The 26,624-nt window shown below is 55.7% G+C and carries 20 protein-coding genes and 1 pseudogene; 13 read left to right on the top strand and 8 right to left on the bottom strand.

Annotated features, from left to right (window positions below):
* Positions 1 to 120 precede the first annotated feature (120 nt).
* From malT to yfiB, 4 genes are all read left to right on the top strand, one after another.
* Positions 121 to 2,823, top strand: coding sequence for an HTH-type transcriptional regulator MalT (gene malT / locus OJ965_RS01750; RefSeq protein ID WP_058957808.1), 2,703 nt, complete (start codon positions 121 to 123; stop codon positions 2,821 to 2,823).
* Between the two features lie 181 nt (positions 2,824 to 3,004).
* Positions 3,005 to 3,565, top strand: coding sequence for a regulatory sequestration protein YfiR (yfiR, locus tag OJ965_RS01745; RefSeq protein ID WP_058957809.1), 561 nt, complete (start codon positions 3,005 to 3,007; stop codon positions 3,563 to 3,565).
* Between the two features lies 1 nt (position 3,566).
* Positions 3,567 to 4,781 (top strand): diguanylate cyclase DgcN/YfiN, encoded by a 1,215-nt coding sequence (dgcN, locus tag OJ965_RS01740; protein WP_058957810.1) that lies wholly within the window; start codon positions 3,567 to 3,569, stop codon positions 4,779 to 4,781.
* Positions 4,778 to 5,251, top strand: coding sequence for an outer membrane lipoprotein YfiB (gene yfiB, locus OJ965_RS01735; protein ID WP_082668203.1), 474 nt, complete (start codon positions 4,778 to 4,780; stop codon positions 5,249 to 5,251). The genes dgcN and yfiB overlap by 4 nt, the downstream gene beginning before the upstream one ends.
* Positions 5,252 to 5,335: 84 nt before the next feature.
* Here the strand turns inward: yfiB and OJ965_RS01730 are convergent, their stop codons facing one another.
* Positions 5,336 to 6,238 (bottom strand): LysR family transcriptional regulator, encoded by a 903-nt coding sequence (locus OJ965_RS01730; protein ID WP_009093037.1) that lies wholly within the window; start codon positions 6,236 to 6,238, stop codon positions 5,336 to 5,338.
* A 100-nt stretch (positions 6,239 to 6,338) separates the two neighbouring features.
* Between OJ965_RS01730 and OJ965_RS01725 the strand changes: the two genes are divergently transcribed.
* Together OJ965_RS01725 and OJ965_RS01720 are read left to right on the top strand one after the other, a co-directional pair.
* Complete coding sequence (locus tag OJ965_RS01725) at positions 6,339 to 7,406, top strand: SDR family oxidoreductase (RefSeq protein WP_058957812.1); 1,068 nt, start codon at positions 6,339 to 6,341, stop codon at positions 7,404 to 7,406.
* 74 nt (positions 7,407 to 7,480) lie between these two features.
* On the top strand, positions 7,481 to 8,137 hold the full coding sequence (locus OJ965_RS01720) for an SDR family oxidoreductase (protein ID WP_265135369.1): 657 nt from the start codon (positions 7,481 to 7,483) through the stop codon (positions 8,135 to 8,137).
* Between the two features lie 279 nt (positions 8,138 to 8,416).
* Here OJ965_RS01720 and fumA read toward each other — a convergent pair whose 3' ends face one another.
* Both fumA and OJ965_RS01710 read right to left on the bottom strand, forming a co-directional pair.
* On the bottom strand, positions 8,417 to 10,063 hold the full coding sequence (gene fumA / locus OJ965_RS01715; RefSeq protein WP_009093034.1) for a class I fumarate hydratase FumA: 1,647 nt from the start codon (positions 10,061 to 10,063) through the stop codon (positions 8,417 to 8,419).
* Between the two features lie 156 nt (positions 10,064 to 10,219).
* Positions 10,220 to 11,728: a DASS family sodium-coupled anion symporter gene (locus OJ965_RS01710; protein ID WP_033736769.1), complete on the bottom strand. Its 1,509-nt coding sequence runs from the start codon at positions 11,726 to 11,728 to the stop codon at positions 10,220 to 10,222.
* A gap of 590 nt (positions 11,729 to 12,318) precedes the next feature.
* Between OJ965_RS01710 and OJ965_RS01705 the strand changes: the two genes are divergently transcribed.
* Entirely contained in the window at positions 12,319 to 15,099 is a 2,781-nt protein-coding gene (locus OJ965_RS01705) for a flavocytochrome c (protein WP_265135368.1), read from the top strand.
* A gap of 63 nt (positions 15,100 to 15,162) precedes the next feature.
* Positions 15,163 to 16,125: an FAD:protein FMN transferase gene (locus OJ965_RS01700; protein WP_058957815.1), complete on the top strand. Its 963-nt coding sequence runs from the start codon at positions 15,163 to 15,165 to the stop codon at positions 16,123 to 16,125.
* On the opposite strand, the gene dcuR is transcribed toward OJ965_RS01700, so the two are convergent.
* Both dcuR and OJ965_RS01690 read right to left on the bottom strand, forming a co-directional pair.
* Complete coding sequence (gene dcuR / locus OJ965_RS01695; RefSeq protein WP_058957816.1) at positions 16,119 to 16,838, bottom strand: two-component system response regulator DcuR; 720 nt, start codon at positions 16,836 to 16,838, stop codon at positions 16,119 to 16,121. The genes OJ965_RS01700 and dcuR overlap by 7 nt on opposite strands.
* Entirely contained in the window at positions 16,835 to 18,469 is a 1,635-nt protein-coding gene (locus tag OJ965_RS01690; RefSeq protein ID WP_071987833.1) for a sensor histidine kinase, read from the bottom strand. The genes dcuR and OJ965_RS01690 overlap by 4 nt, the downstream gene beginning before the upstream one ends.
* Before the next feature lie 304 nt (positions 18,470 to 18,773).
* On the opposite strand from OJ965_RS01690, the gene mqo reads away from it, so the two are divergent.
* Positions 18,774 to 20,423 carry a malate dehydrogenase (quinone) gene (mqo, locus tag OJ965_RS01685; protein WP_046102922.1) on the top strand — a complete coding sequence of 550 codons (1,650 nt, stop codon included), beginning with the start codon at positions 18,774 to 18,776 and terminating at the stop codon, positions 20,421 to 20,423.
* Between the two features lie 170 nt (positions 20,424 to 20,593).
* On the opposite strand, the gene OJ965_RS01680 is transcribed toward mqo, so the two are convergent.
* Both OJ965_RS01680 and OJ965_RS01675 read right to left on the bottom strand, forming a co-directional pair.
* The gene (locus tag OJ965_RS01680; RefSeq protein WP_265135367.1) at positions 20,594 to 21,487 is read right to left on the bottom strand and encodes a dihydrodipicolinate synthase family protein; all 894 of its coding nucleotides are present in this window, start codon (positions 21,485 to 21,487) and stop codon (positions 20,594 to 20,596) included.
* Positions 21,488 to 21,508: 21 nt separating this feature from the next.
* Positions 21,509 to 22,204: a B3/B4 domain-containing protein gene (locus OJ965_RS01675; RefSeq protein WP_154928702.1), complete on the bottom strand. Its 696-nt coding sequence runs from the start codon at positions 22,202 to 22,204 to the stop codon at positions 21,509 to 21,511.
* A gap of 43 nt (positions 22,205 to 22,247) precedes the next feature.
* On the opposite strand from OJ965_RS01675, the gene OJ965_RS01670 reads away from it, so the two are divergent.
* A complete protein-coding gene (locus OJ965_RS01670; RefSeq protein WP_046102925.1) occupies positions 22,248 to 22,853 on the top strand; it encodes a helix-turn-helix domain-containing protein in 606 nt (201 codons plus the stop codon).
* Positions 22,854 to 23,019: 166 nt separating this feature from the next.
* On the opposite strand, the pseudogene OJ965_RS01665 reads toward OJ965_RS01670, so the two are convergent.
* Positions 23,020 to 23,195: pseudogene (locus tag OJ965_RS01665) on the bottom strand (DapH/DapD/GlmU-related protein); the annotation flags it as partial.
* Positions 23,196 to 23,426: 231 nt separating this feature from the next.
* On the opposite strand from OJ965_RS01665, the gene iolE reads away from it, so the two are divergent.
* Genes iolE through OJ965_RS01650 form a run of 3 tightly spaced genes read left to right on the top strand, consistent with a single transcriptional unit; the run spans position 23,427 to position 26,574 of the window.
* Positions 23,427 to 24,347 (top strand): myo-inosose-2 dehydratase, encoded by a 921-nt coding sequence (gene iolE / locus OJ965_RS01660; RefSeq protein WP_046102926.1) that lies wholly within the window; start codon positions 23,427 to 23,429, stop codon positions 24,345 to 24,347.
* A complete protein-coding gene (locus OJ965_RS01655) occupies positions 24,344 to 25,531 on the top strand; it encodes a Gfo/Idh/MocA family protein (RefSeq protein WP_111207140.1) in 1,188 nt (395 codons plus the stop codon). The genes iolE and OJ965_RS01655 overlap by 4 nt, the downstream gene beginning before the upstream one ends.
* Positions 25,532 to 25,542: 11 nt before the next feature.
* Positions 25,543 to 26,574, top strand: coding sequence for a Gfo/Idh/MocA family protein (locus tag OJ965_RS01650; RefSeq protein ID WP_111207139.1), 1,032 nt, complete (start codon positions 25,543 to 25,545; stop codon positions 26,572 to 26,574).
* Positions 26,575 to 26,624: the final 50 nt, after the last annotated feature.

The raw sequence follows: 26,624 nt of genomic DNA, 5'->3' as shown, positions 1-26,624 counted from the left end.
TTTGTAAAGTTTAATTAATGGGTTTGCTTGCATTCATCTGACGAAATGCTGAACCTGTGTAAGGAATAATTACGAAGCGTAAAATAATGCTGCGCTCGACAAACGGAGATACGCGCGCCCATGTTAATACCCGCTAAACTCAGCCGCCCGGTGCGTCTTGATGGCACCGTCATCCGTGAGCGCCTGCTGCAAAAGCTCACCGCAGCCGGAAACTATCGTCTGGTGCTGGTCACCAGTCCGGCGGGCTACGGCAAAACCACGCTGGTGTCACAGTGGGCGGCGGGGAAAAGCGATCTGGGCTGGGTCTCTCTGGATGAGGGCGACAACCAGCCGGAGCGTTTTGCCGATTACCTGATTGCGGCCCTGCAGCAGGCCACCCACGGTGGCTGTCCGCGCAGCGAACAGCTGGCGCAGAAGCGGCAGTATGTCAATCTTAACGCCCTGTTTTCACAGCTTTTTATCGAGCTGGTGGAGTGGCAGCAGCCGCTGTGGCTGATCGTCGATGATTACCACCTCATCACCAATCCGGTGATCCACGATGCAATGCGCTTTTTCCTGCGTCACCAGCCTGAAAATCTGACGCTGATCCTGATGTCGCGCAATCTGCCCCAGCTGGGTATTGCCAACCTCCGGGTGCGCGAGCAACTGATTGAACTTGGCAGTCAGCAGCTGGCGTTTACCCATCAGGAGGCGCGGCAATTCTTCGACTGTCGTCTGGCGGCCCCGCTGGAGAGCGAAGAGAGCAGCCGGTTATGTGACGATGTGGCGGGCTGGGCGACCGCGCTGCAGCTGATTGTGCTGTCGGCGCGGCAGGGAGCCAGTTCGGCTCAGCATTCGGCCCGGCGTCTCTCCGGCATCAATGCCAGCCACCTCTCTGACTATCTGGTGGAGGAGGTCCTGGATCATGTCGATCTCCCCACCCGCCATTTCCTGCTGAAAACCGCGCTGCTGCGCTCCATGAATGATGAACTCATCGCCCGGGTTACCTGCGAAGAGAACGGCCAGATGCGGCTTGAAGAGATCGAGCGTCAGGGGCTGTTCCTGCAGCGCATGGATGACTCCGGCTGCTGGTTCAGTTACCACCCGCTGTTCGGTAATTTCCTGCGGCAGCGCTGTCAGTGGGAACTGGCGGCGGAGCTGCCCGCGCTGCACCGGGCGGCGGCTGAGAGCTGGATGGCGCAGGGTTTCCCTGGCGAGGCGATTCATCATGCGCTGGCGTCCGGCGACGCCAGCATGCTGCGCGACGTGCTGCTGGAGCACGCCTGGACACTGTTCAACCAGAGTGAGCTGCCGCTGCTGGAGAACTCCCTCAGGGCGCTGCCGTGGGAGATGATGCTGGACAACCCGATGCTGGTGCTGCTGCAGGCCTGGCTGATGCAGACTCAGCACCGCTTTTCCGAGGTGGACAGCCTGCTGGCACGCTTTGAACAGGCCAGCCGCTGCGAGATTGACGCGGCGCTGCGCGGCGAATTTAATGCATTACGCGCTCAGGTAGCGATTAACGACGGCAACATCGACGAAGCGGAGCGACTGGCAAAAGTGGCGCTCGACACGCTGCCCGGCAATCGTCACTACAGCCGTATTGTGGCGATGTCGGTGCATGGCGAAGTGATGCATTGCAAAGGCGAGCTTGAGGATTCCCTCAAGCTGATGCGTCAGACCGAGCAGCTGGCGCGCCGCGATGAGGTGTGGCACTACGCCCTCTGGAGCCTGATTCAGCAGAGCGAAATTCTGTTTGCGCAGGGCTTTTTGCAGGCAGCCTACGAAATCCAGAGTCGCGCCTTTGTGCTGGTGGAAGAGCAGCATCTGGCGCAGTTCCCGCTGCATGAGTTTTTGCTGCGCATTCGCGCTCAGTTGCTGTGGGCCTGGGGACGGCTGGAAGAGGCGGAACAGGCCGCCCGCGACGGCATCAGCGTACTGAACGGTTTTCAGCCGCAGCAGCAGATCCAGTGTCTGGGCCTGCTGGTGCAGTGCTCGCTGGCGCGGGGCAATCTGGATAATGCCCGCAGCTACCTGAACCGGCTGGAAAACCTGCTGAACAACGGCAACTGGCACAGCGACTGGATTGCCAATGCCGATAAGGTCCGGGTGATCTACTGGCAGATGACCGGCGACAGTCAGAACGCACGCGACTGGATGCGTCAGACGCCAAAACCTGCCTTTGCCAACAACCATTTTCTGCAGGGGCAGTGGCGCAACATTGCCCGTGCGCAGATCCTGCTGGGCGATGTCAGCCAGGCGGAAGTGGTGCTGGAAGAGCTGAACGAGAATGCCCGCGCCCTGCGCCTGATGAGCGATCTGAACCGCAACCTGCTGCTGCTGAATCAGATCTACTGGCAGACTGAACGCAAAGCGGAGGCGCAGCGTGTGCTGATTGAGGCGCTGAAACTGGCGCGCAGTACCGGTTTTATCAGTCACTTTGTGATTGAAGGCGAGATGATGGCGCAACAGCTGCGGCAGTTGATTCAGCTGAATACCCTGAATGAGCTGGACAGCCATCGCGCCCGCCGCATCCTGCTGGAGATCAATAAATATCACCGTCACAAGTTTGCCCATTTCGATGAGGGGTTTGTCAGCCGGTTGCTCAACCATCCTGACGTGCCGGAGCTGATCCGCACCAGCCCGCTGACACAGCGTGAATGGCAGGTGCTGGGGCTTATCTATTCGGGCTACAGCAACGATCAGATTGCCGGGGAGCTGGCTGTGGCCTCCACCACCATCAAGACCCATATCCGCAATCTCTATCAGAAGCTGGGCGTTTCTCACCGCAGTGAAGCGATGAACCAGGTGCAGTCGCTGCTGAAAATGATGGGCTATGTCTGACGTCTGACGCGATGTCCGTCTCCCGGTCAGCATCGCGTCACAATCCCGGTGACAGAAAGACAATATAGTTTTCCACCACCCTGTTTAATTATTCATCCGGTACAATTCTTATTAACGCTGTGTTAATATTCCGGCGCTTATTCAGGTGTCCTGCCGAGCGATCTATTTCCGGGAACGCAGTATGACCGTAAAATATCCTTTTTATCTGAATGCCTGTTTGCTGCATTCCCTGCTCCCTGTCTGCAGAAGCGTCCTGACACTCATTATTCTGCTGCTGCTCATTCCTCATCTGGCTTATGGCGAAATACGGGATGGCAAAGCCAATCGTATCGTCAGCGGAATTATCAGCTTCAGCCACTGGCCCGGCCTGAACAGTCCGCCCCAGTTATGTGTCTTTTCATCGGCACGGCATCTCTCCCTGCCGGAAAATATCACTTCGCCTGCTGCAACCTTTACCGTTGTCTATATAGCGACTGTCAGCCAGCTTGCGACGCGCCGGTGCGATGCACTCTATTTTGGCGCGGAAACCTCGCAGCAGCAGGCAAAAACTATTCAGCAGCTACAGGGCAGAGCGGTGCTTACCCTTGCAGAGAGCAGCCCGGAGTGCACCGTGGGGGCCGCTTTTTGCCTGATATTTCAACCGGACCGAACGCTTTTTTCCGTTAACCTTGATTCGCTTGCCAGAAGTGGCGTCAGGGTGAGTCCGGATGTGCTTTTGCTCTCCCGCCAGAGAGTCGAATAATATGAAATTCGATAAAGTAAGAAACGACAAATCATCAATACGTAATAAGCTGCAGAAAATAAGCACCATCAATGCGGCGGTAATATTACTGTTGTGCTGGCTGCTGCTCTCCTCGACCTCGCTGCTCTTCATTAAAAATTATGAGAAATGTAATCTCGAACTGATCGGCTCCACGCTCAGCACGACGCTGACCGCCGCGACCGTTTTTGCCGACAGTTATGATGCGCGTAATAAAATTGAACAGCTCGGTGAGCAGGGCCTTTATGCCTCTGCAAAGCTCGTCACCCGGGATAATATTGAACTGGTCCGCTGGCATGCGCAGCAGGAACCGACGGGCTGGTATTCACGCTGGTTACGCGAGTGGATGTATAGCAAACCGCTTAATGTCGCCATCAATCACGCTGACGTCACGGTCGGCACACTGACGCTGGAAGGGACCGTGACCGGCGCGATGCGATTTATTCGCTACTCCTTCCTGATCCTGACCAGCGGAATGCTGTGTGTGCTGATTGTCTCGCTGATGCTGAGCGCCTTCCTGCATCGGGGTATCGTCGCGACGCTGCGCAACATTACCAGTTCCATTCACTATGTGATTCATTCGGGCGATTTTTCCCTGCGCATACCCGGCAGCCCGACGAGTGAGTTTCAGCTGTTCTCCGATGATCTCAATTCGCTGCTGAAGGAGATGCAGTCGCTGAAGGCTTCGCTGATCCGTGACAATCGCTCGCTGGCGGCCAAAGCGCTGGAAGATCCGCTGACCGGGCTGGCCAATCGCAGCGCCTTTACGGCGCATCTCGCCCGGCTTCTGGATCGACAGCAGGAGAAGGGGCGCTTTGCTCTGCTGTTTCTGGATGGCGACCGTTTCAAGAGCATCAACGACAGCTGGGGGCATGCCGCAGGCGATGACGTTTTAAAAGCGATAGGCTCACGCCTCCTGTCTCTGGCGGCCGATCAGGATCTGGTTGCCCGCCTGGGGGGAGATGAGTTTGCCATGCTGGTGAGCAGTCGCGTCAGTGAGGAGGAGCTTCAGCGTCTGGTGCAGTGCATTCATGAGGTTATCACGCAGGCGATCACGCTTGCCGGGGATACGCAGATAACGACCTCGGTGACCGTTGGCTATGCCTGGTCACAGCAGGGTGACACGGTCGCGGCCATTCTCGAACGTGCCGATATGAACATGTACAGGAATAAACGAGCAGGTAAGGCGAAAAGATGAGAATGAAATTTTCCCTGGTATTACTTGTGATGGCGCTGGCGGGCTGTCAGTCGACGGCGCGCTTCAGTGAGGCGCAGATCGCTGCGATGAAAAGCGCCGGCTTTACGCAGAACATGGAGGGCTGGGGATTGGGCCTGTCCGATAAAATCCTGTTTGGTATCAACGAATCCGAACTGACCCCTGCCAGCAAAACGACCATTCAGACGATGGCGAGAAACCTGGCCTCGACCGGTATTAAGCATGTGCGCGTTGACGGGCACACCGACAACTATGGCAAACCGGATTACAACCAGCAGCTGTCACTGAAAAGGGCAAACGCGGTCGCGGCACAGTGGGCGCAGGGCGCCGCGATCCCCCCTGAGAATATCATCACACGCGGGTTAGGCATGAGCGCCCCGGTGGCCAGCAACAGCACTCCTCAGGGGCGGGCGCAGAACCGCCGTGTGGCCATCGTGATCACGGCGCCGTAATCCTTCTGGCAGGCCGGGCCCAGGGTTCCGGCCTCGCTATGACACGACGCTGGCAGCGTGGCGCGCCTGCCGCACGAAGAGAGATTAGCGGATGGTCAGTTCATTCAGCGCCGACAGCAGCGCGTCCACTTTGGGCAGGAACTGTTTGCGCCGTGGCCATACCACGCTCAGCGTCAGCCCGTCAGGCTGCAGTTCCGGCAGAATAATGTCGAGTTCACCCGCGTCCACGGCGCGCTGGATCAGCCAGGATGGCATCTGTGCCACACCCAGCCCGGCGATAACCGCCTGTAACTGCGCATCAACGTCCCCGACAGCCAGCCGCCAGGGCACCTCCCGCCAGTGCGCCTGCCCATCCTGGGTGGTAAACAGCCAGGGTTTGGTGCTGCCATCTACCCGCTCATAAAGGATGGCGGGGTGATTCAGCAGCGCCGCCTCATCTTCCGGGCGTCCCTCACGTGCCAGATAAGCGGGTGACGCACAGAACTGCATCTTCTCGCGACCCATATTGCGCCAGCCCAGTGAGGCAGGCAGGTCAGGCGCCCCGCCAATCCGTACCGCGACATCCACCCCCTCTTCAAACAGGTCAACAAAGCGATCGGACAGACTCAGGCTCAGCGCCAGTTCGGGGTGCTGCTGACAAAAGGGCATCAGCAACGGCATGACGTTAAGGCGGCCATAGGTGGTGGGCACAGCCAGCCGCAGGCGGCCGGAAGGAATGGTGCGCTGCGCCGCCAGCACCGCTTCTGCTTCGGCCAGATCCTCCAGCACCCGCAGGCAGGTCTGGTAATAGGCGCTGCCCGCGTCGGTCAGCTGCAGACTGCGCGTCGTGCGTTCCAGCAGGCGCGAGCCTAAGCGTGTTTCCAGCCTGCTGAGGCTTTTACTGACCGCCGAGCCGGTGACATGCAAACGTTCGGCCGCCGCGGTGAAACTGCCGCACTCGACGCTGGCAACAAACGGCAGGATGTCTTTCAGGCGATGATCGTGCATCGATTCGTGAACTCAGGTTGAGAATGATGTGAATAAATGACAGAGATAAGAACTGAATTCTCTATTAGGCTTAGCATTACGCAAATTGAGGAGAAATCAAATGAAAAAGCACGCTTTGATTGTGGGCATCAGCGGCGTAATCGGTCGCGCACTGGCAGACAAATTACAGCAGGAAGGCTGGCAGGTCAGCGGCCTGTCACGCGGCCGTGGTGCCGTGCCAGCGGGCGCGACCAGCCTGACCGCCGATCTGACCGACGCCGATGCGGTGCGTGACGCGCTGAAATCGGTCAAACCGGATGCGCTCTTTTTCAGCGTCTGGGCGCGTCAGGAGAATGAAAAAGAGAATATCCGCGTCAACGGCGGCATGGTGCGCAACGTGATTGAAGCACTGAGCGACCGCCTGCAGGGTTCTCACGTGGCGCTGGTCACCGGACTGAAGCACTATCTGGGCCCGTTTGAAGCCTACGGTAAAGGTGCGGTGCCGGTTACGCCATTCCGCGAAGAGCAGGGCCGTCAGCCGGTTGATAACTTCTACTACGCGCAGGAAGATGAACTGTTCGCGGGCGCTGAAAAGTATGACTATCGCTGGAGCGTGCATCGTCCGCACACCATCATCGGCTATGCGGTAGGCAATGCGATGAACATGGGGCAGACGCTGGCCGTTTACGCCACTCTGTGTAAAGAGAAGGGCTGGCCGTTTATCTTCCCGGGTTCGCCTGAGCAGTGGAACGGTGTGGCGGATATGACCGATGCGGGTCTGCTGGCTGAGCAGCTGCTCTGGGCCGCCACCTCGCCTAATGCCGCTAACCAGGACTTTAACGCCGTAAACGGCGATGTCTTCCGCTGGAACTGGATGTGGCCGAAACTGGCAGAATACTTTGGTATTGAGGCCGCGGACTATCCGGCGCAGATGATGCCGCTGGAAGGGCGGATGGATGAGGCCGCCAGCGCATGGCAGGCGATTGCAGAGAAGCATCAGCTGCGTGAGGCGGATATCAATAAACTCGCCTCCTGGTGGCATACCGATGCCGATCTGGGACGTCCGATGGAAGCCTTTACCGACATGAGTAAGAGCCGCAAAGCGGGCTTTACCGGCTACCGTAGCACGCTGGACTCCTTTACCCAGCTGTTCGATAAGCTGAAAGCGGAAAAAGTGATCCCTGAGTAAAAAACCGCAGGCGCCCTATCCGGCGCCTGTTTTGTTTCCGGCATATTTGATCATTCAGTGGAGGTTCAGAACCCATGGCGAGATGTTTCATTATCGGGGCTGCGGGCAAGGTGGGTCAGCAGCTGACCCGTCAGCTGAGCAGCAAAGGGCACAGGGTAACGGCACTGCACCGCAAACCGGAGCAGGCTGAGACGTTGCAGGCAACAGGCGCAACGGCTGTGTCAGGCGACCTTCAGCAGCTGAGCGTCCCGGAGCTGGCACAGCTGATGGCTGAGCATGATGTCGTGGTGTTTACGGCGGGGGCCGGTGGTGCCGGAATCGCGCTGACCAATGCCATTGATGGTGAGGGGCTGACACTGGCCGTGGCGGCGGCAGAGCAGGCAGATGTTCCACGCTTTATGCTGGTTTCGGCTTTTCCCGATGCAGGTCGCGGCAAAACCCCTTCAGAGGGTTTTGAGAACTACATGCGGGTCAAACGACAGGCTGATGCTGAGCTGGTGGCGAGCCGCCTGGAGTGGGTGATCCTGCGCCCTGGCACGCTGACTGACGAAGCGGGCACCGGACGGATTCATGCCGACCTGGCGATCCCCTATGGCGTGGTGCCGCGGGCAGATGTGGCGGCAACCCTGGTCGGACTGATCGAACAGCCAGCCATTAAATATCAGATCATCGAACTGACTCAGGGCGACAGCCCGATCGATGAGGCGTTGCAGCGGTTGCAGCGTGGCTAAAAAGAATTCGATAGCCTTTTTTGCAGACCGACGCTGAAGACAAAGCAGGGTGAATCTGACAGCAGTAAATTCGCTCAGGGCGCGGGGAACGGGGTCAGAGGAGGAAAGCGGCCCGCGCCAGGACGGCGCGGGCCGAGCGTGTCATGGATGACGGCTTTTGCGTCTTTCCGATCTGACCCCGTTCCCTGCGCAGGCTCGCTACCACAGCCAGCTTTTCCTTTGAGATCTTCAAAAAAAAGCCCCCGAAACCGGGGGCTTTTTCATAACTTAACGCATCTCTTACTTCACACATTTCGCGCAGTGCGCGCGCTCAATATGCTGGAAGAAGTCGTTACCTTTATCATCGACCAGGATAAAGGCCGGGAAGTTCTCGACCTCAATCTTCCAGATCGCTTCCATCCCCAGCTCCGGATACTCCACGCACTCCAGACTCTTAATACTCTGCTGCGCCAGCACCGCTGCCGGGCCGCCGATGCTGCCGAGATAGAAACCGCCATGCTTGTGACAGGCATCCGTCACCTGCTGGCTGCGGTTGCCTTTTGCCAGCATGATCTTACTGCCGCCGTGTGCCTGCAGCAGATCCACGTAGGAGTCCATGCGTCCGGCGGTGGTCGGGCCGAGTGAACCGGAGGCGTAACCTTCAGGCGTTTTGGCCGGGCCAGCGTAATAGACCGGGTGATCCTTAATGTACTGCGGCAACCCTTCACCGTTATCGATACGCTCTTTGAGCTTCGCGTGCGCAATATCACGCGCCACAATAATGGTGCCGGTCAGAGACAGACGGGTAGAGACCGGGTAGGCGGAGAGCTGCGCCAGAATCTGCTCCATCGGACGGTTCAGATCAACCTGTAAGACTTCACCTTCGCCCTGCTGACGCAGCGCTTCCGGGATCAGTCGGCCCGGGTTAGCTTCCAGTTTCTCAATCCAGATGCCTTCGCGGTTGATCTTCGCCTTGATGTTACGGTCAGCGGAGCAGGAGACGCCCATGCCGACGGGGCAGGAGGCACCGTGGCGCGGCAGGCGAATCACGCGAATGTCGTGCGCGAAATATTTGCCGCCAAACTGTGCGCCCAGACCCAGCTTCTGCGCGGCTTCCAGCAGTTCCTGCTCCAGCTGCACATCACGGAATGCCTGACCATGTTCGTTGCCTTCGGTCGGCAGACCATCGTAGTAGTGGGTCGAGGCGAGCTTAACCGTCTTCAGCGTGCTTTCCGCTGAGGTGCCTCCGATAACAAATGCGATATGGTACGGCGGACATGCAGCCGTGCCCAGGGTGCGCATCTTATCCACCAGGTAATTTTTCAGCTTGCCGGGACTCAGCAGCGCTTTGGTCTCCTGATAGAGATAGGTTTTGTTGGCAGAACCGCCCCCTTTGGCAATACAGAGGAATTTGTACTCGTCGCCATCCACGCTGTAGAGGTCAATCTGCGCAGGCAGGTTGGTGCCGGTGTTCACCTCTTTGTACATATCCAGTGCGGCGTTCTGGGAGTAGCGCAGGTTATCTTCGATGTAGGTGTTATAGATACCCTGCGACAGCGCGGCCTCATCCCCGCCGCCGGTCCAGACGCGCTGACCCTTTTTACCCATGATGATAGCGGTGCCGGTATCCTGACAGGTTGGCAGCACGCCTTTGGCGGCAATCTCAGAGTTGCGTAAAAACTGCAGGGCGACATATCTGTCGTTGTCGCTGGCTTCCGGGTCAGCAAGGATTGAGGCAACCTGCTGCTGGTGAGCCGGACGCAGCATAAAAGAGGCGTCGTGGAAGGCCTGCTGAGCCAGCAGCGTCAGCGCCTGCGGGTCAACTTTCAGGATCTCCTGACCTTCAAATTCGGCGACTGAGACATGCTCACGGCTCAGCAGATAGTATTCGGTTTCTTCGTGGGACAGCGGAAAAGGGTTCTGATAGACAAAAGGTTTGTTCGACATTTTTTCTCACTTAATGACCGGCTGAACCACCGCGAGCAGGCTGCGGGGCGCAACATCATAGGCGAATTAATCGTTTATTATCCTTCCCCGCCGCGGGTGCCGCGGGGAAGTGCAGGAATGGTATCTTATAACGCGTTGATCTGCATGTTGTATCCGTCAGAACATCCACACCATCCACGGATAAGCAATCACCATCATGGAGACCAGGAAGATAGCGCCGAAGATGGTACCCAGACGCCAGTAGTCTTTAGTCGGCAGATAACCGCTGCCGTAGTAAATCGGACTTGGGCCGGTGCCGTAAGGGGTGATGATGCCCATCACACCCAGAGAGGTACAGAGCATCAGGCAGAAGACCGGCATATTGATGCCAGGAATCGAGGCGGCAATGGTCAGCATGGCCGGTAACAGCGCAGTGGTGTGCGCGGTGGTACTGGCAAACAGGTAGTGCAGCAGGAAGAAGGCGATTAACAGGACGACGGCTGAAATCTGCGGGTCATAGCCCTGCAGCAGCATGCCACCTTCTTTACCTAACCAGGTGATGAAACCGACGCGAGCCAGACCGTCCGCCAGCGCCACCAGGGTAGCGAACCAGGCAAAGGTGTTCCAGGCGGGTTTATTGCTGGTGATGTCGTTCCAGCTGAGCACCCCTGTCCACAACATCAGGACCACGACCAGCAGTGCCGCCAGGGCGGGCTCAATCCACGAGGTCGCGAAGATCCACATCAGCAGGGCGCAGACCACGAACACCAGCAGCAGGATCTCATTGCGGGTCAGTCTGCCCAGTTTCTCCAGTTCAGCCATCGCCCATTTTGGCACTTCATCGTTGATTTTGACTTCAGGCGGATAGAACCAGTAAGCCAGCAGCGGCATGGTCAGAATCAGCAGCAGACCCAGCGGCAGGAAGGCCAGGAACCACATGCCCCAGGAGATATCAAAACCGATGATGCTTTTCACCAGCGCCAGGGCCAGCAGGTTGGGTGCCAGTGCAGAGAGGAACATAGAGCTGGTGATACAGGCGGCGGTAATGGCGACCCACATCAGATAGGAACCAATTTTGCGGGCGCTTGGGTCATTCGGTTTAGAGCCGTAGAGCGGAGGCAGGTTGGCGATAATCGGATAGATGGTGCCGCCACTGCGCGCGGTGTTTGACGGGGTAAAGGGTGCCAGCAACAGGTCAGCAAAGGTGATGGCATAACCCAGCGTCAGGCTGCGGCGACCCAGATATTTCACCAGGATCAGCGCCAGGCGACGACCAAACTGCGTTTTGTCATACCCTGCGGCGAACATAAAGGCACCGAAGATCAGCCAGACCGTGGAGTTACCGAAACCGCTGACCGCCCACTTAAAGGATTCACTGGCGACTTTGAATTTCGGATTAGCCAGCTCTGCCGGGCTGAAAAGCAGGAACTGACTGAACAGCGCGATGACGACAACGCCCGTCAGGCCGATCACGGCACCGGGCAGGGGTTCAAAGATCAGGCCGACGATGACGCCGACGAAGATGGCGAAGAAGTGCCAGGCGTAGGGTTCAAGGCCCGCAGGTGTCGGCACCAGTAACAGCAGCACGGCCACCAGCACCGGCAGAGCCAGCATGATCGCTTTCTTTTTCCCCGCACCCGCAGGTGCGGCTTTTGGGGGTTCAGTTACAGCTGAGAGTGTTTTCATAGTGTTTTATCTGCAAGTTAAGAAGAATACGATTTGCGCCCCGGACCTTCACTGATGAATTTCGTTCTTATTCTTGACAGTGTGAATAAACCGCGATGCACTGATTTTTTTAATCCGCTGCCTGAGGATTGAGCAGCATTTTTAAAAGCCTGTAAATATGATGCGATTTCTGCAAATATAAATTTTGATCCAGATCAAAGAAATTAATTCATTATTCGCGATTTTTTAACATTTATTTTCTATTTATATTTCTGCCACCGGCATTCTGACACTTTTGTGAAGCGGGTCAACAATTGAGCAGGGCGGAAAAGCAGGAAGATATCACATAACTTTATGATAATGAATGATCTTATTTCAATGTAAACAAATGGTTGATTTTTGGTTACCCTTGATTAACAATAAATATAACTTTAGTTCCGCCATTCAGCAAATAAAAACTCCAGATGCTTTAAAAGTTAAATAAGTAAATTTATAGCTTACGTAAGCAAAGAAAGGCGTATATTAACAGCATGACATCGGACCACTTAATTAAGCGATAATTTGCGTCCGCTAAAAAATTTCCAGACTTTTAAATCTTGGAGTTTATCGCAATGAATACACTCACTCCCATCCTTAATCCACTGACCCTGCCAAATGGCGCCGTGTTAAAAAACCGACTGGTGATGGCCCCGATGACCACCTGTACCGGTTTCTATGACGGCACGGTCACCAGTGAACTGGTTGAATACTATCGCGCACGGGCAGGCAGCATCGGAACCGTGATTGTCGAGTGCTGCTTTATCGATAACCGCGGCCCGGCCTTTCCGGGTGCCATTGCCATCGACAGCGACAATAAAATCCCCGGTCTGAAACGCATTGCGGACGCGATCAAATCTGAAGGTGCTACCGCCATTTTACAGATCTATCACGGCGGCCGTATGGTCGAGCCGGAGCTGATTGGCGGGAAAACCCCGGTTGCGCCGAGCGCCATCGCGGCTCCGCGAGAAGGTGCCACCAAACCCCTGGCGCTCAGCGCAGAAGAAGTCGACACCATGATCACCAAATTTGGTGATGCGGTGAACCGTGCGATCAAGGCGGGTTTCGATGGTGTGGAAATTCATGGCGCCAATACCTATCTGATCCAGCAGTTCTATTCACCCAACTCTAACCAGCGCGATGACAAGTGGGGCGGCAGCCGCGACAACCGCGCCCGCTTCCCGCTGGAAGTGCTGGAAATCACCCACAAGATGGCGGAACGCTTCGCCCACAACTCCTTCATCATCGGCTATCGCTTCTCGCCTGAAGAGATCGAAGTGCCCGGCATTCGCTTTGACGACACCCTCTATCTGCTGGAAAAACTGGCCGCGCGTGGCCTGGATTATGTCCACTTCTCTGTGGGCCAGCTGCTGCGTCCGTCGATTGTGGATACCCAGGACCCGACGCCGCTGATCGAGAAGTACCTCGCCATGCGGTCGCCTGAACTGGCAAAAGTGCCGGTGATTGGCGTCGGCGGCGTTGTAAACCGGGCCGATGCCGAGATGGCGCTGGAAAAAGGCTACGATCTGGTGGCGATTGGTAAAGCCTGTATTGCCTACCCGAACTGGGCTGACCGGATCATCAACAACGAGCACCTTGAACTCTATATCGACAGCAACAAACGCGAAGAGCTGCAGATCCCGGAACCGCTGTGGCGCTTCTCGCTGGTCGACGCGATGATCCGCGACATGAGCGAATCGGGCCGTAAATACAAAGCGGGCGTTTATCAGGAAAAAGTGGAAGCAGAAGCGCTGAAGCTGAAAATCAACGTGACGCTCGACACGGACCGTATCACCGACATTTCACTGGTGCCGGATGACACCCTGGATGTCGATTTCACCACCACGTTTGAAAGCCTGCGTAACCGCATTCTGGTAGCAAACAGCCCGCACGTCGACGCCATTACCGGCGCAACCACCCAGAGTGAGGCGCTGAAAAAAGCGGTTTCACGCGCCATGACCACCTCCAGCAAAGCGCATGTGATTGAAGAGGGGGGCAACCCGAATGCACCGCAGAATTACGATGTGGTGATTGTCGGCAGTGGCGGGGCAGGTCTGGCTGCGGCGATTCAGGCGCACGACGAGGGCGCTCGCGTCGTCATCATCGAGAAGATGCCGACCATTGGGGGTAACACCATCAAGGCGTCGGTCGGTATGAATGCTGCCGAAACCCGCTTCCAGAAACTCAAAGGCATCGAGGACAGCAAAGAGCTGTTCTATGAAGAGACGCTGAAGGGCGGTCAGTTCAAAAACAACCCGGTGCTGCTGCGTGAGTTTGTGGATCTGGCACCGGAAGCGATCGAATGGCTGGCTAACCACGGAATCGAACTCAACGACATTACCATTACCGGCGGGATGAGCATTGACCGGACTCACCGTCCGGCTGACCGTTCCGCGGTGGGGGGCTTCCTGATCAGCGGTCTGGTGAAAAACATCAACAGCCGTAACATCGAAGTCCTGCTGGAGACCTCAGTCGCAGAAATCCTGTATGAAAATGGCGCGGTCACCGGCGTGAAGGTGGTCGATGAATACAACGACAGCCGCATCCTCTACGCGAAAAGCGTGATTGTGGCGACCGGCGGATTCAGTGCCAACCGCGAGCTGGTGGTGAAATACCGTCCTGAACTCGATGGCTTTGTCACCACTAACCATAAAGGCGCTACCGGCAGCGGGATTGCGATGCTGGAGAAAATCGGCGCGGGCACGGTGGATATGGGTGAGATCCAGATTCACCCAACGGTGGAGCAGACCACCTCTTATCTGGTCTCTGAATCCATTCGCGGCGGCGGTGCTATCCTGGTCAGCCAGGCGGGCAAGCGCTTCTATAATGAAATGGAGACCCGCGACAAAGTCTCGGCGCAGATTATCGCCCTGCCTGAGAAGAGCGCCTGGATTGTGTTTGACGAACAGGTGCGGATGAATAACAAAGCGGCCGACGAGTATATCGCTAAAGGCTTTGTCATCAGCGCGCCTACCGTGGCGGAGCTGGCGGTGAAACTTAACATGGGCGAACATCACACCCTGGAAGCGACACTGGCCCGTTACAACAACTTTGTTATCCAGCAGAAAGATGAAGATTTTGGTCGTCAGACCGCGCTGCGTCACCCGCTGAGTGAAGGCCCCTTCTACGCGATTCGTATCGCACCGGGTGTTCACCACACCATGGGGGGCGTGACCATCGACACCACGACAGCGGTGCTGGACACTCAGAAACAGGTAATCAACGGTGCCTGGGCCTGTGGTGAGGTGGTTGGCGGTATCCACGGCGCGAACCGTATCGGCGGGAACGCCGTCGCCGATATCATCATCTTTGGTATTCTGGCCGGTGGTAATGCCGCCGCTTACGCCCGACGTTAACGGTCCTTTCCGGCATCCGCCTCTGGCGGGTGCCGGTTTTCCCATTCTGAAGCAGAGTCGCCTATGTTAACTGAAGCGCGTGTCTATGCTTACTCCGCCGTCCTGATGGGATCGCCCATCCTGCTCAAACTCTTCGAAGACAATCAGACCCTGGCCGCACAGGTTTTCCGGCTCATCAGACAGCAGGAGAATCTCTTCACCGTGAACCGCGCCACGTCTGAGGTGATGGCGATCAACCATGCAGCAGGGCAGCATCCGGTGGTGGTCAGCCAGCCGGTGTTCGATCTTATCGCCTGCGCGCATGCGGTGAGCCTGCTGCCCGACAGCCTGTTTAATCTGGCGATCGGTCCACTGGTGAAGTGCTGGAAAATCGGCTTTCAGGGGCACAGCGTGCCGTCACCAGCGGAGCTTCAGGCTCGCAGGGCGCTCATCGATCCCCATGAGGTCATTCTTGACGCCGACGCCCGCAGCGTAATGCTGGCCAGACCGGGCATGGAGATTGACCTGGGGGCCATCGCCAAAGGCTATATCGCCGATCTTGTGCAGGCCTTTCTGCGTCAGCAGCAGGTCAGCCATGCGCTGATCAATCTGGGTGGCAACGTGCAGACCGTGGGGGCACCCCCTGATGAACAGGCGTGGGCAATCGGACTGAAAAAACCGTTTGGCGCAGCCGACGAGCTGATCGGCGTGATTGGCGTGAACAATCGCTCCGTGGTGACATCCGGCATCTATGAACGTTACTTCGAGCTGAACGGGATCTGTTATCACCACATTCTGGACCCGCGCACCGGGTACCCGCTGGATAACGAACTGCTGAGCGTTACCGTCATTTCTGACCGGTCGCTGGATGGCGATATCTACACCACGCTGCTATACGGTCTGGGCGTGGAACAGGGCATTGCCTGTCTGGCGGACAAACCGGGTATTGAAGCCCTGTTTGTGACCCGCGACAGGCGGGTCATCTGTTCGTCACAACGTCACTTTTCGTTTCAGCTGCTGGATGACGATTACCGGCTGGTTCACTGACAGTACTGTTTGAGCAGGGTGTGATATTCCGGCTGCAGGCGGTAGCGGTAGACCGGGCGACCGGTGACGCCATAGTGAATGCTGGTGAACAGAATATTGATCTGCGCCAGCCAGATGAGGTATTTGCGGCAGGAGACGCGGGAGATATTCACCTCGGTTGCCAGTTCGTCGGTCGAGAACTCGGTCCCCGGATGGGCGTCGATCCACAGGCAGAGCGTCCGCAGCGTCTGCGGCGTCAGTCCCTTCGGCAGGCGTTTCTGTTCGCTGGCCCCCGGCGGGTTGCCATGCAGAAGCTGGTCCACGTCTGACTGCTGGTAAAACTGATGATTATCCATCAGCGACTTCTTCTGTCGCCAGCCGGTGAGCGCCTCTTCAAACCGGGAAAACTGGAAAGGTTTGATCAGGTAATCGACCACCCCGTAGTTAAGTGAGGTTTTGATGGTGGCGGCATCGGCAGCGGACGAGATAATAATCACGTCAACAGGACGGCCTGCGCTGCGCAGCTCCGGGAGCAGGTCGAGACCGTTTTCCTGCTGCATGTAGATATCCAGCAGAATCAGATCCACCTGCGGCTCGGCCTGGGCCAGCCGCTCTTTCGCCTGCTGTAACGTCGAGGCCGTTCCGCAGCAGGTAAATCCCGGGATCTGCCCGATATAGCAGCGGTTCAGCTCCGCGACCATGGCGTCATCATCGACAACTAACACATTAATCATTGGGTAATCATTCCTCTCTCCCACGGAAGTTGTACTAAGAATTGGGTAAAGACGCCGGGTTCTGACTCGACGCTGACGCTACCCCCCAGGCTTTCGGTCTGCTGTCTGACCAGAAACAGTCCGACACCGCGATCCTCACCCTTTGTGGAGACGCCCCGTTCAAAGATGGTGTTCAGCTGCGCGGCATCAATGCCGGGACCATCATCACTCACTTCGCAGGCTAACCAGCCATTCTGATAGTGCAGCATGAGGTGGATTTCACCCTCGGTCTCCGGGTCGAGCGCCTCAAGCGCATTCTCAATTAAATTGCCCAGCACCGTAATCAGTACCGCACTCTGCTCCTCACTGCCGCAGTCAGGCAAAAAACTGGCCTCATCGATAATCAGCTGATGGCCCTCATCGGTAACCCGGTTGATTTTACTGAGCAGGAAACCGGCAATGATCGGCGATTTGATCTTCTGCAGCAGTGAACCGATCTCCGTCTGATAGGCATTGGCGGTTTTGAGAATGTACTCTTCCATCTGCGCATAGTTCTTCATATGCAGCAGGCCCAGAATGACATGCAGTTTGTTCATGAATTCATGGGACCGCTCACGCAACGCATCTACATAGTTTACCATGCCGTCCAGACGCTGCATCAGCTGGCTGATCTCGGTTTTGTCCCTGAAGGTGGTCACCGCCCCGATAATCCGGTCACGGCTGCGCACCGGTACAGTGTTGGTGATCAGGATGCGATTTCCCAGCGTCAGCTCTTCATCATACCAGGCTTTCCCGGCATGCAGCGCATCCTGCTGGTGGCGGTGCATCACGCTCTCTTCAGCAATCAGATCGCCGCTGGCTGGCGTTTTCTGTGTGGTCTCATGCAGCAGTTGCTGCGCGGCCTGATTGATCAGGCTGACGCGGGAGTGATCGTCTACCGCGATCACCCCCTCTTTGATGGAGTTAAGAATGGCCTGGCGCTGCTCAAACAGACTGGAAATCTCGTGTGGCTCCAGGCCCAGCAGGATGGTTTTCAGCCGCCGGACCAGAATCAGGATACCCAGCAGCCCGACCACGCCGCCAAACAGGCTGGTCCAGACGATGTTCCAGCGGCTTTTCGCAATCTGCGCCGCCACATCATTCAGCGCAATGCCGATCGCCACCACGCCGATCTGCTGATGCTGCGCGTTAAACACAGGTGTAAAGACCCGCAACGCTTCCACCAGCACACCATGATTGACCGCCACATTCTCCCGACCGCTCAGGGTGGGATAGATATCGTTACCGACAAAGTGCTTGCCGATCACCGCAGCATTGGGATGCGAAAAGCGAATGCCGCGCATATCCGTCACCACCACAAACAGCAGGCCGTTGCGTTTACGCGCCGCCTCAGCCAGCGGCTGGATCTGGCTGCTGCCGTCAGGCAACAGCAATCCCCGCTGAATTTCCGGGCTGTCCGCCAGCGTTCGGGCGACCGCCATCGCCTTATCTTTCAGGTGCGACTGGGCAAAGTTATCGATCTGAACGAAATAGAGCAGATGGACAGCCAGCAGTACGGTGAAGATAACCGCGGTCATCATCAGTGTGGTCAGGGTACTGAGTTTCATGGGTCGTTTCGTCACGGCGTGTCGGTTCTGTGGTTGGCTTGTCATAGGCTTTCAGTACGGATGGGAGATCGCCGGGAAACATACGCTAACTCGCCGCATCAGTACAGTTTTAGCGGCCTGACCGCCGTCGGTTTCAGTAAGAATATTTGTGTTAGGGGATTGTATAATTCAAAGGACCCCCTTAATGTGTGGTTAAAATAATCGCTCAATAAAGTAAGCCTTTTGTAATTAAATTAAGGCTAAATTGCTATTTTTAATTTTATAACTAATTTCGCATTAACTCGTAAATAACATTATTTTAAACTTTGAGGACTTTTTTTAACCAGTACGGTCCGAGCTGTAGATTAAAATGATGAATTCACAAAAAGTTATTCCCGCGCTGTCTCTTGCGGCCCTGTTAGTTTCATCCGCACTTCACGCTGAAACCTCACCAGAAAAAACCGATGTTCTGTTAATTGGCGGCGGCATCATGAGCGCCTCCATGGGCACCATGCTGGAAGAGCTGCAGCCTGGCTGGAAACAGATCATGGTTGAGAAGCTGGATGGCGTGGCGCTGGAATCCTCAAACGGCTGGAACAACGCCGGTACTGGTCACTCTGCCAACATGGAGCTGAACTACACGCCTGAGCGTAAAGATGGCTCTATCGACGTGTCCAAAGCGCTGGAAATTAACGAAGCCTTTATGGTTTCACGCCAGTTCTGGACCGCACAGGTCAAAGAGGGCGTGATGCACGATCCGCGCTCTTTCATCAACTCTACACCACACATGAGCTTTGTCTGGGGCGACAACGTCGACTTCCTGACCAAGCGCTATGCTGCACTGCAGAAAACCGCGCTGTTCCAGGGCATGAAATTCTCCACCGATCACAAGCAGATCGAACAGTGGGCGCCGCTGGTCATGGAAGGTCGTGATCCGCAGCAGAAAGTCGCGGCAACCTGGACCCCGGTCGGCACCGATGTTAACTACGGTGAAATTACCCGTCAGCTGATCGGCAGCCTGAAGAAGAATAACAACTTCCGTCTGGAAACCTCATCTGAAGTTACCGAGTTCAAGCGCAACGGCGACAACTCCTGGCACGTCACCATTAAAGATGTCAAAAATGGCAGCGAGCGCGCGGTCGATGCGAAATATGTCTTCATCGGTGCCGGTGGCGGCGCGCTGAAGTTACTGCAGAAAACCGGCATCCCGGAAGCAGACAACTACGCGGGCTTCCCGGTTGGCGGCTCGTTCCTCGTGACCGAAAACAGCGCGATTGCGAATCGTCACCTGGCGAAAGTCTATGGTCAGGCTTCCACCGGTGCACCACCGATGTCTGTTCCGCATCTGGATACCCGTTATCTGGATGGCAAGCGCGTCGTGCTGTTCGGACCGTTTGCAACCTTCTCTACCAAGTTCCTGAAAAACGGCTCGCTGTTTGACCTGCTGAGCACCACCACGACCCATAACATCGTGCCAATGACCGATGTCGGTATCGATAACTTTGACCTGGTGAAATACCTGATTGGTCAGGTGATGCTGAGTGATGAAGATCGCTTCGACGCGCTGAAAGAGTACTATCCGGACGCGAAGAAAGAGGACTGGAAACTGATTCAGGCCGGTCAGCGTGTTCAGATCATCAAGAAAGATGCTGAGAAAGGTGGCGTGCTGAAACTGGGTACAGAAATTGTGACCGATCAGCAGAAAACTGTCGCAGCCCTGCTGGGTGCGTCGCCGGGCGCGTCAACCGCTGCTCCGATCGCGTTAAGCGTGATGCAGAAACTGTTCCCGGAAGAGTTTAAGTCAGCAGAGTGGCAGGCCAAGATCCACAAAATGATCCCTGGCTATGGCCAGAAGCTGAACGACAACGTGCCGTTGCTGCAGCAGGTTTGGAATGACACTGCGGCAACCCTGCAGCTGACCACGCCGCCTGTGATCAACATGGATGGCAAATCAGCACCGGCGCCAGCGGCTCAGCCTGAGCAGGCAGCGCCTTCAGCCAAACACGACATGGCGCTGTAATCGCGTCCTGATGTGAAAAGCCCGCGCGGGTCACCCTGCGCGGGCTTTTTTATTGCGCGCTGTTCAGTGCTTCAGGCTGACGGCTTGCCAAGTCACGGCTTCCCGGCAGGCGAGCAGTTGTGTTTAGTGTCAGGCAAAGAGGGTGTTTGAAGACCCGATCCCTTTCAGGATTACCTGAGTTCCAGTGCGTTCATTACCCCGGCAATATCCGCAATAGCTCCTGCCGGTAGCGGCTGAAGAGGCCGGGGCAGACAATCCATGTCGGTCAGTCCTAATATGCCTGCTGCTGCAGACATGACGCGAATACTGCCTCCATATTTACGGAAAAGAGCCCATAAAGGTTCCAGTCGCGTTGTCAGGGTAGTAACAAGCTCATAATCTTTCGCCATTGCGGCTTCAGTAATCTGTTTAGCCATCAGCGGAAATAAACCACCACACACTGAATACCAGACTTCACAGCCAGCATTTAATCCCAGCCCGGCATAAGCGTCTCCGCTGACACCGATGGCCACCCCCAGACGCAGATGTCGACGTAATGCACTCACTCGCTCAGTCGCTGCTGTCGGGCTGTCAGGAACGCCGGGTATTTTGACCGAATGCACCTTTTCAAGTGATGCGAGACGGCCGTGAAGTTCATCCGTAAAGGTGAAATGAGTCGTGCCGGGATTATCATAAATGCAAACCGGTACAGACACGTGCCGGGTTACGGTTTCGAATAATGAAAAGACCTCTTCATCACGGAGTGGCTGGTAACTGACGGCCGGGAGTAAAAGGGCATCTGCGCCGGCTGCCTGCGCATCATCTGCGAGATGCAGAATGGTATCGGTGCTGACAGCCCCCACACACACCATAACAGGGATGTTTCCGGCATGCTGTTTTGCCACAATTGTCACACGCCTGCGCTGCTCCCGGGTCAGATAGGCGTAGCTTCCGGTGGAACCAAGGACGCCCACAGAGTCAACCCTCGCTTCAGTGAGGCGTGAAAGAATATGGCTGAAACCCCTTTCATCCACGCCGCTGGCGGTAACCGGGGTTATTGGAAACGCCAACAGGCCGGTAAACATAAACGTTTCTCCTGAATGATATTAAGGGTGTGATTCTTCGATGAGCGAAACGTCAAACCACAGACCGGGCATCATTTTTTCCAGACCGTCTGTCAGCATCTTCCCGGCTTCGTTCAGCATCTCCAGCGGCATCTCGGGGAGGCTCTCAAGGATAAACCACATCTGCTGAGCTTCCACGTCCAGGCGGGTTCTGATCCCCTGTCGCCAGTTCCAGCGCCGGCAGGTCACACCGGCATCATCACACCATATAATCTCACCCTGCGAGGGATATTCAATGGCAGGCTCACCCTCTTTAACGGTATCAAAAGGTTCTGTCCCTTTTGCTACAGCCAGGCGTGGTGCACCCCGGTAGGCAGAGATATTCTCACCACCGACCGGAACGGCATAACGAAGACTGACAGCATTATAAAGATCAACAATGGGATCGAGCGCCGGCATTGTTTCGTCGCGCAACACGCGCTTACGCAGTGCATCAGCTGAACACGGCGTGCGTTTAGGTTTAGCGCCAAATTTCTGGAAAACTTCGCCCCAGGCGGCCAGATGAGACTCCGCCCATTCTGGCTGACCAGCCAGAACGGCTCCGCATGCATACTGCAGAGCCGCTTCTCCTGCATCGGGATTCATCACCGGTGCGGCTTGCACGACGATACTTAATGCCCGAAATCCAGGTGCAATGCGATAAATTTCAGGCGCGATTGACGGAGATACTCTTAACACGGGATAATCCTTTAATGACCAATTTATATCATGATAATAACCGATGACCAAAAAAGTCAATTTACTGACCGATGCGAATGCTGTTGCTGACACAGTTAATGAAGCCGTATCTCAGCGTATTAAGTTGTTTCGTCAGCAAAAGAAAATGTCTCTTGATGAACTCTCCCGCCGGGCTGGCGTGAGCAAGGGGACACTGGTTGAGATAGAGGGATGCAGGGCGAATCCCAGTATTGCGGTGCTATGCCGGCTGGCTGCCGCGATGGGGGTTTCAGTGGCTGACTTTGTGGATGTCAGTACAAAACCGGCAGTCCGCCTTATTTCATCAGATGAAATACCGGAACTATGGAAAGGAGAAAAAGGTGGCAGTGCAAAATTGCTTGCTGGTTCTGGCGGCCCTGATATGACAGAACTCTGGATGTGGGAAATGCAGGCAGGTGAAAAGTTTGCCTCCCCCGGACATACAGAAGGAACGATTGAACTTTTTTATATTCAGGCGGGTTCGCTTACGCTTGGGGTACAGGACCATGAGTACTTGTTAAAAACAGGTTGTTCAGCTGCTGCCAGAACGGATGTTCCTCATTTCTATGAAAACCGGGAGGAAAACCCCTTAGTTTTTATCATGACTGTTCACGAAAAACAGTCTGCATGATGATGTCCGCTATGAGCGAAAAGCGGACCTTTGGATAAAAACATATATATAAGGGTCTTTGCGTCCGCTATTAAAGTTAAGGCAAAGCTGTTCAGACGTTTCGTCGTTTGATTCCTTCAGTTGTTTATCTGCCAAGTCTCGCGTGGTTTCCTGCTACCTGTACGCCTTAAGGTACACTCCTGAGGACGACCGCGCCGGCGCCGATAATACTATCCGGGCCAAGTGTGACGCCGGGAAGAACAGAGACCCCAGCCCTATCCAGACGTTATTCCCGATTATCACAAGGTAGGCATATTCTAGCCCCTTATTTATTCGCCCGGCATCAAGTGGATGCCCTGCGGTTTACCTTTGACGATTTCCGGCCGCAGGACGGTAAGAGGTAAAAGGAGAAGAGCGAGGCGACTTATTAACCTAAAGAGCGGATTAACATTCAAGTTTCTTCCGGTAAATAACAATGTGAAACAGCAGACTTTATATTTTCTCCGGTTGAGGTTTTTACCTCATTGAACCGGTAACGATTCTGCTTACACCTTTTCTATAGTGCTCTCAGACTGACCTGAAAGAAGGAGTATCCTGATGACTTCACGTATTCGAATAGGTGTAAGCCCGCTGAGCTGGACGAATGATGTCCTGCCCGATCTGGGCGACAGTATTGCCCTTGAAACCTGCCTGACACAGGCTGCATCTGCCGGTTATCAGGGGATTGAACTGGGCAGAAAATTCCCCCGTACCCATGCGGAGTTAGCCCCGCTATTGTATAAGGCCGGACTTCAGCTCGCTTCGGGCTGGCACAGCGGTTTCCTTGCCGAACGCAGCGTTGCTGATGAAATCACGGCCGTGGAATCCCATGCCGGACTTCTCAGAGCATCAGGGGCCGAAGTTATGGTTTACGGCGAATGCGGCTGTATGCCGGGCAGTCATCCGCTGGACCAGCCCCTTTCTCTTTCGCCGTCCCTGAGCAGCCTGGATGCTGATGAATATGCCCGCAAAGTGAGCAGGTTTGCCGATATTCTGATGGACAGGTTCGGCCTGAAACTGGCCTATCATCATCATCTGATGATGCTGGTTGAACAGCATCATGAACTGGAAGAGTTTCTGACTAAAACTTCTGACAGTGTCGGACTGGTTCTGGACTCCGGACATGCTTTCGCGGCTGGTGTTGACCTGGCTCAGATAACAGAAAAATTTGGTCATCGTATAGTGCATATACATCTGAAAGACGTCCGGGCTGATGTGCTGCATCGGGTACGGGAGAACAACCTCAGCTTCAATGATGCGGTACGTGCGGGACTCTTCACGGTGCCGGGGGAGGGCTGCATTGATTATTCTCCGCTGACTGGCTTCATTGCGTACTCAGACTATCAGGGCTGGCTGATAGTCGAGGCGGAGCAGGACCCGCAAAAAGAAGAGCCGTCTGCTGCTGTTTCCCGGGCGTTTCGCTGGGCAAAAGACACTTTTTCACAGTCTCATTCTGCAGAGGAAACTGCCCAATGAAAGACAATCTCAATATTGGTTTAATCGGCTCGGGATTCATGGGGCAGGCGCATGCTGATGCCTACCGCCGCGCAGCAATGATTTATCCGGACCTGCCGAAGCGCCCTCGTCTCTATGCACTGGCCGATCAGACTCAGGCTTTAGCCGACGCGAATGCGGTACGCTTCGGGGCCGATAAAGCCTATGGGGACTGGCGTGACCTGATTAACGACCCGCAGGTTGACGTGGTCGATATCACCTCACCCAACCATCTGCACTTTGAAATGGCGCTGGCAGCGATTGCGGCAGGCAAGCACGTGTATTGTGAAAAACCATTGGCCGTCAGTTCGCAGGAGGCACTGCAGATGACGCTGGCAGCAGAGCAAGCCGGCGTCAAAACGATGGTGGCCTTTAACAACATCAAAACGCCAGCAGCGTTGCTGGCAAAACAGATTATTGAGCGCGGCGATATCGGCACACCAATCCGCTTTCGCGGCACCTTTGACCAGGGTTTTTACAATGACCCGGCGCTGCCCTGGTCATGGCGCTGCTCTAAAAGCCTGGGCGGCAGCGGATCTCTGGGCGATCTGGGGGCTCACACCCTTTCCATCGCGCAGTTTCTTATGGGGGAGATCAGCGAGGTAACGGCCAGCGCGCAAACCTACCTCCGGCAGCGTCCTGTTCCTCAGGTGGACGCCGGTTATGCCAGTCGCATTGATGAACAGGCAGAATGGCGTGAAGTTGAAAATGACGACCAGGTTCAGTGTCTCGTCAGCTTTGAAAGCGGAGCCACCGGCGTGATTGAAGCCTCACGCCTGGCAGCCGGTCGCATTTTTGGTGTGTTCTGGGAGGTTTCCGGTACAGAGGGCACACTTTATATGGACGGCGAACGTTTCAATGAGCTGCAGGTTTATCGCTTCAGTGATGACAGACACGATCGGGGCTTCAAGATTCTGTATGCAGGCAGCCAGATCCCGGCCTATTCCGGCTTCTTCGGATTCGATTTTGGTGGCGGCGGGCTCGGGTATTTTGATGTCAAAGTCATCGAAGTTCATGACTTGGTTCAGGGGGTCTGCAGCGACGGCGACTGTTATCCGAACTTTGCATTTGGCCTGCAGAACCAGCAAATCCTGACCGCCATAGAGCAGTCCATTATATCCCGTCAGTGGGTTGCAGTTGCAGGCAACCGCCAGAAGAATGCTTAAAAGGAATCACTATGTTTCCCTCTTCCCTGCCCGTCCCGCGATTGCCATCTGAAAAGTCGATACCCGTACTGCGCTGGGGCATCATTGGCCCTGGCTGGATAGCTGAACACTTTGCCCGTGCGCTGAAAGCGCACACCGGACAGCAGCTGGTTGCAGTATCAGCAAGAAATAAAGTAAAAGCACAGGCATTCGCCGAGCGCTGGGCCATTCCCGTGGCCTTCAGTAGCACAGATGAAATGCTGGCAATGAAGGATCTGGACGCCATCTATATCGCCACACCCCATAACCATCATTTTCCGGATGGCATGAAAGCACTCAGTGCAGGTAAACATGTTCTGATTGAGAAACCTCTGGCGCTGAATGCCGGAGAGGCGAAAACCCTGCAGGCGAAGGCCCGTCAGAAAGGTCTGCTATGTATGGAAGGCATGTGGTGTGATTTCGCGCCAAAATACGATGTGCTGCGTCAGCTTTTAAACGACGGGGTATTGGGTGATCTTCATACCCTGACTGCCGATCACGGCGAGTTTTTTACGCAGGATCACCGCATCTTTAATGCCGATTTGGCCGGAGGTCCGATGCTGGATTTAGGTAGTTATCTGGTTTCACTAAGCGTGATGGTGGCAGGTGCGCCGGTCCGCATCCAGTCCAGCGGACAACCGGCAGAACGGAATGTTAACGGGCAGGCTTCTATGCTGTTCGAACATGCCTGTGGCATGCATTCGGTGCTGAACACGACCCTGTTCAGTAATACGCCCGGCAGTGCGGTGATTGCGGGACGCGATGCCACTCTGGTTCTGGCGGGACAGTTTTATGCACCCGGCGGATTTGTGCTGACCTCAAGCCAGGGTAGCCACACGCTGTGCTGGGAAGAAACCGCCAGCCGTTACGCACAGCTCTGTCATGAAATCCGGCATTTTTCATGGTGCGTGGGGCAGGGGTTAAACGACTCGCCCATTCGCCCGTTGTCCGTTGTACTCAGTACTCTGACAGCGATGGATACGGTGAGGGGACAGCTCGGGATCGTATTCAATGAAGAGCGCTGAAATCTGCAGCAGCCAGGGCCGAGTATCCGTAGCTTCCGGAGCCATATCCT

It is taken from the genome of Pantoea anthophila, from assembly GCF_026104315.1.
Taxonomy (GTDB): Bacteria; Pseudomonadota; Gammaproteobacteria; order Enterobacterales; family Enterobacteriaceae; genus Pantoea; species Pantoea anthophila.
The sequence above is the reverse complement of the archived record's forward strand: the minus strand, read 5'-3'. Positions and strand labels throughout refer to the sequence as shown.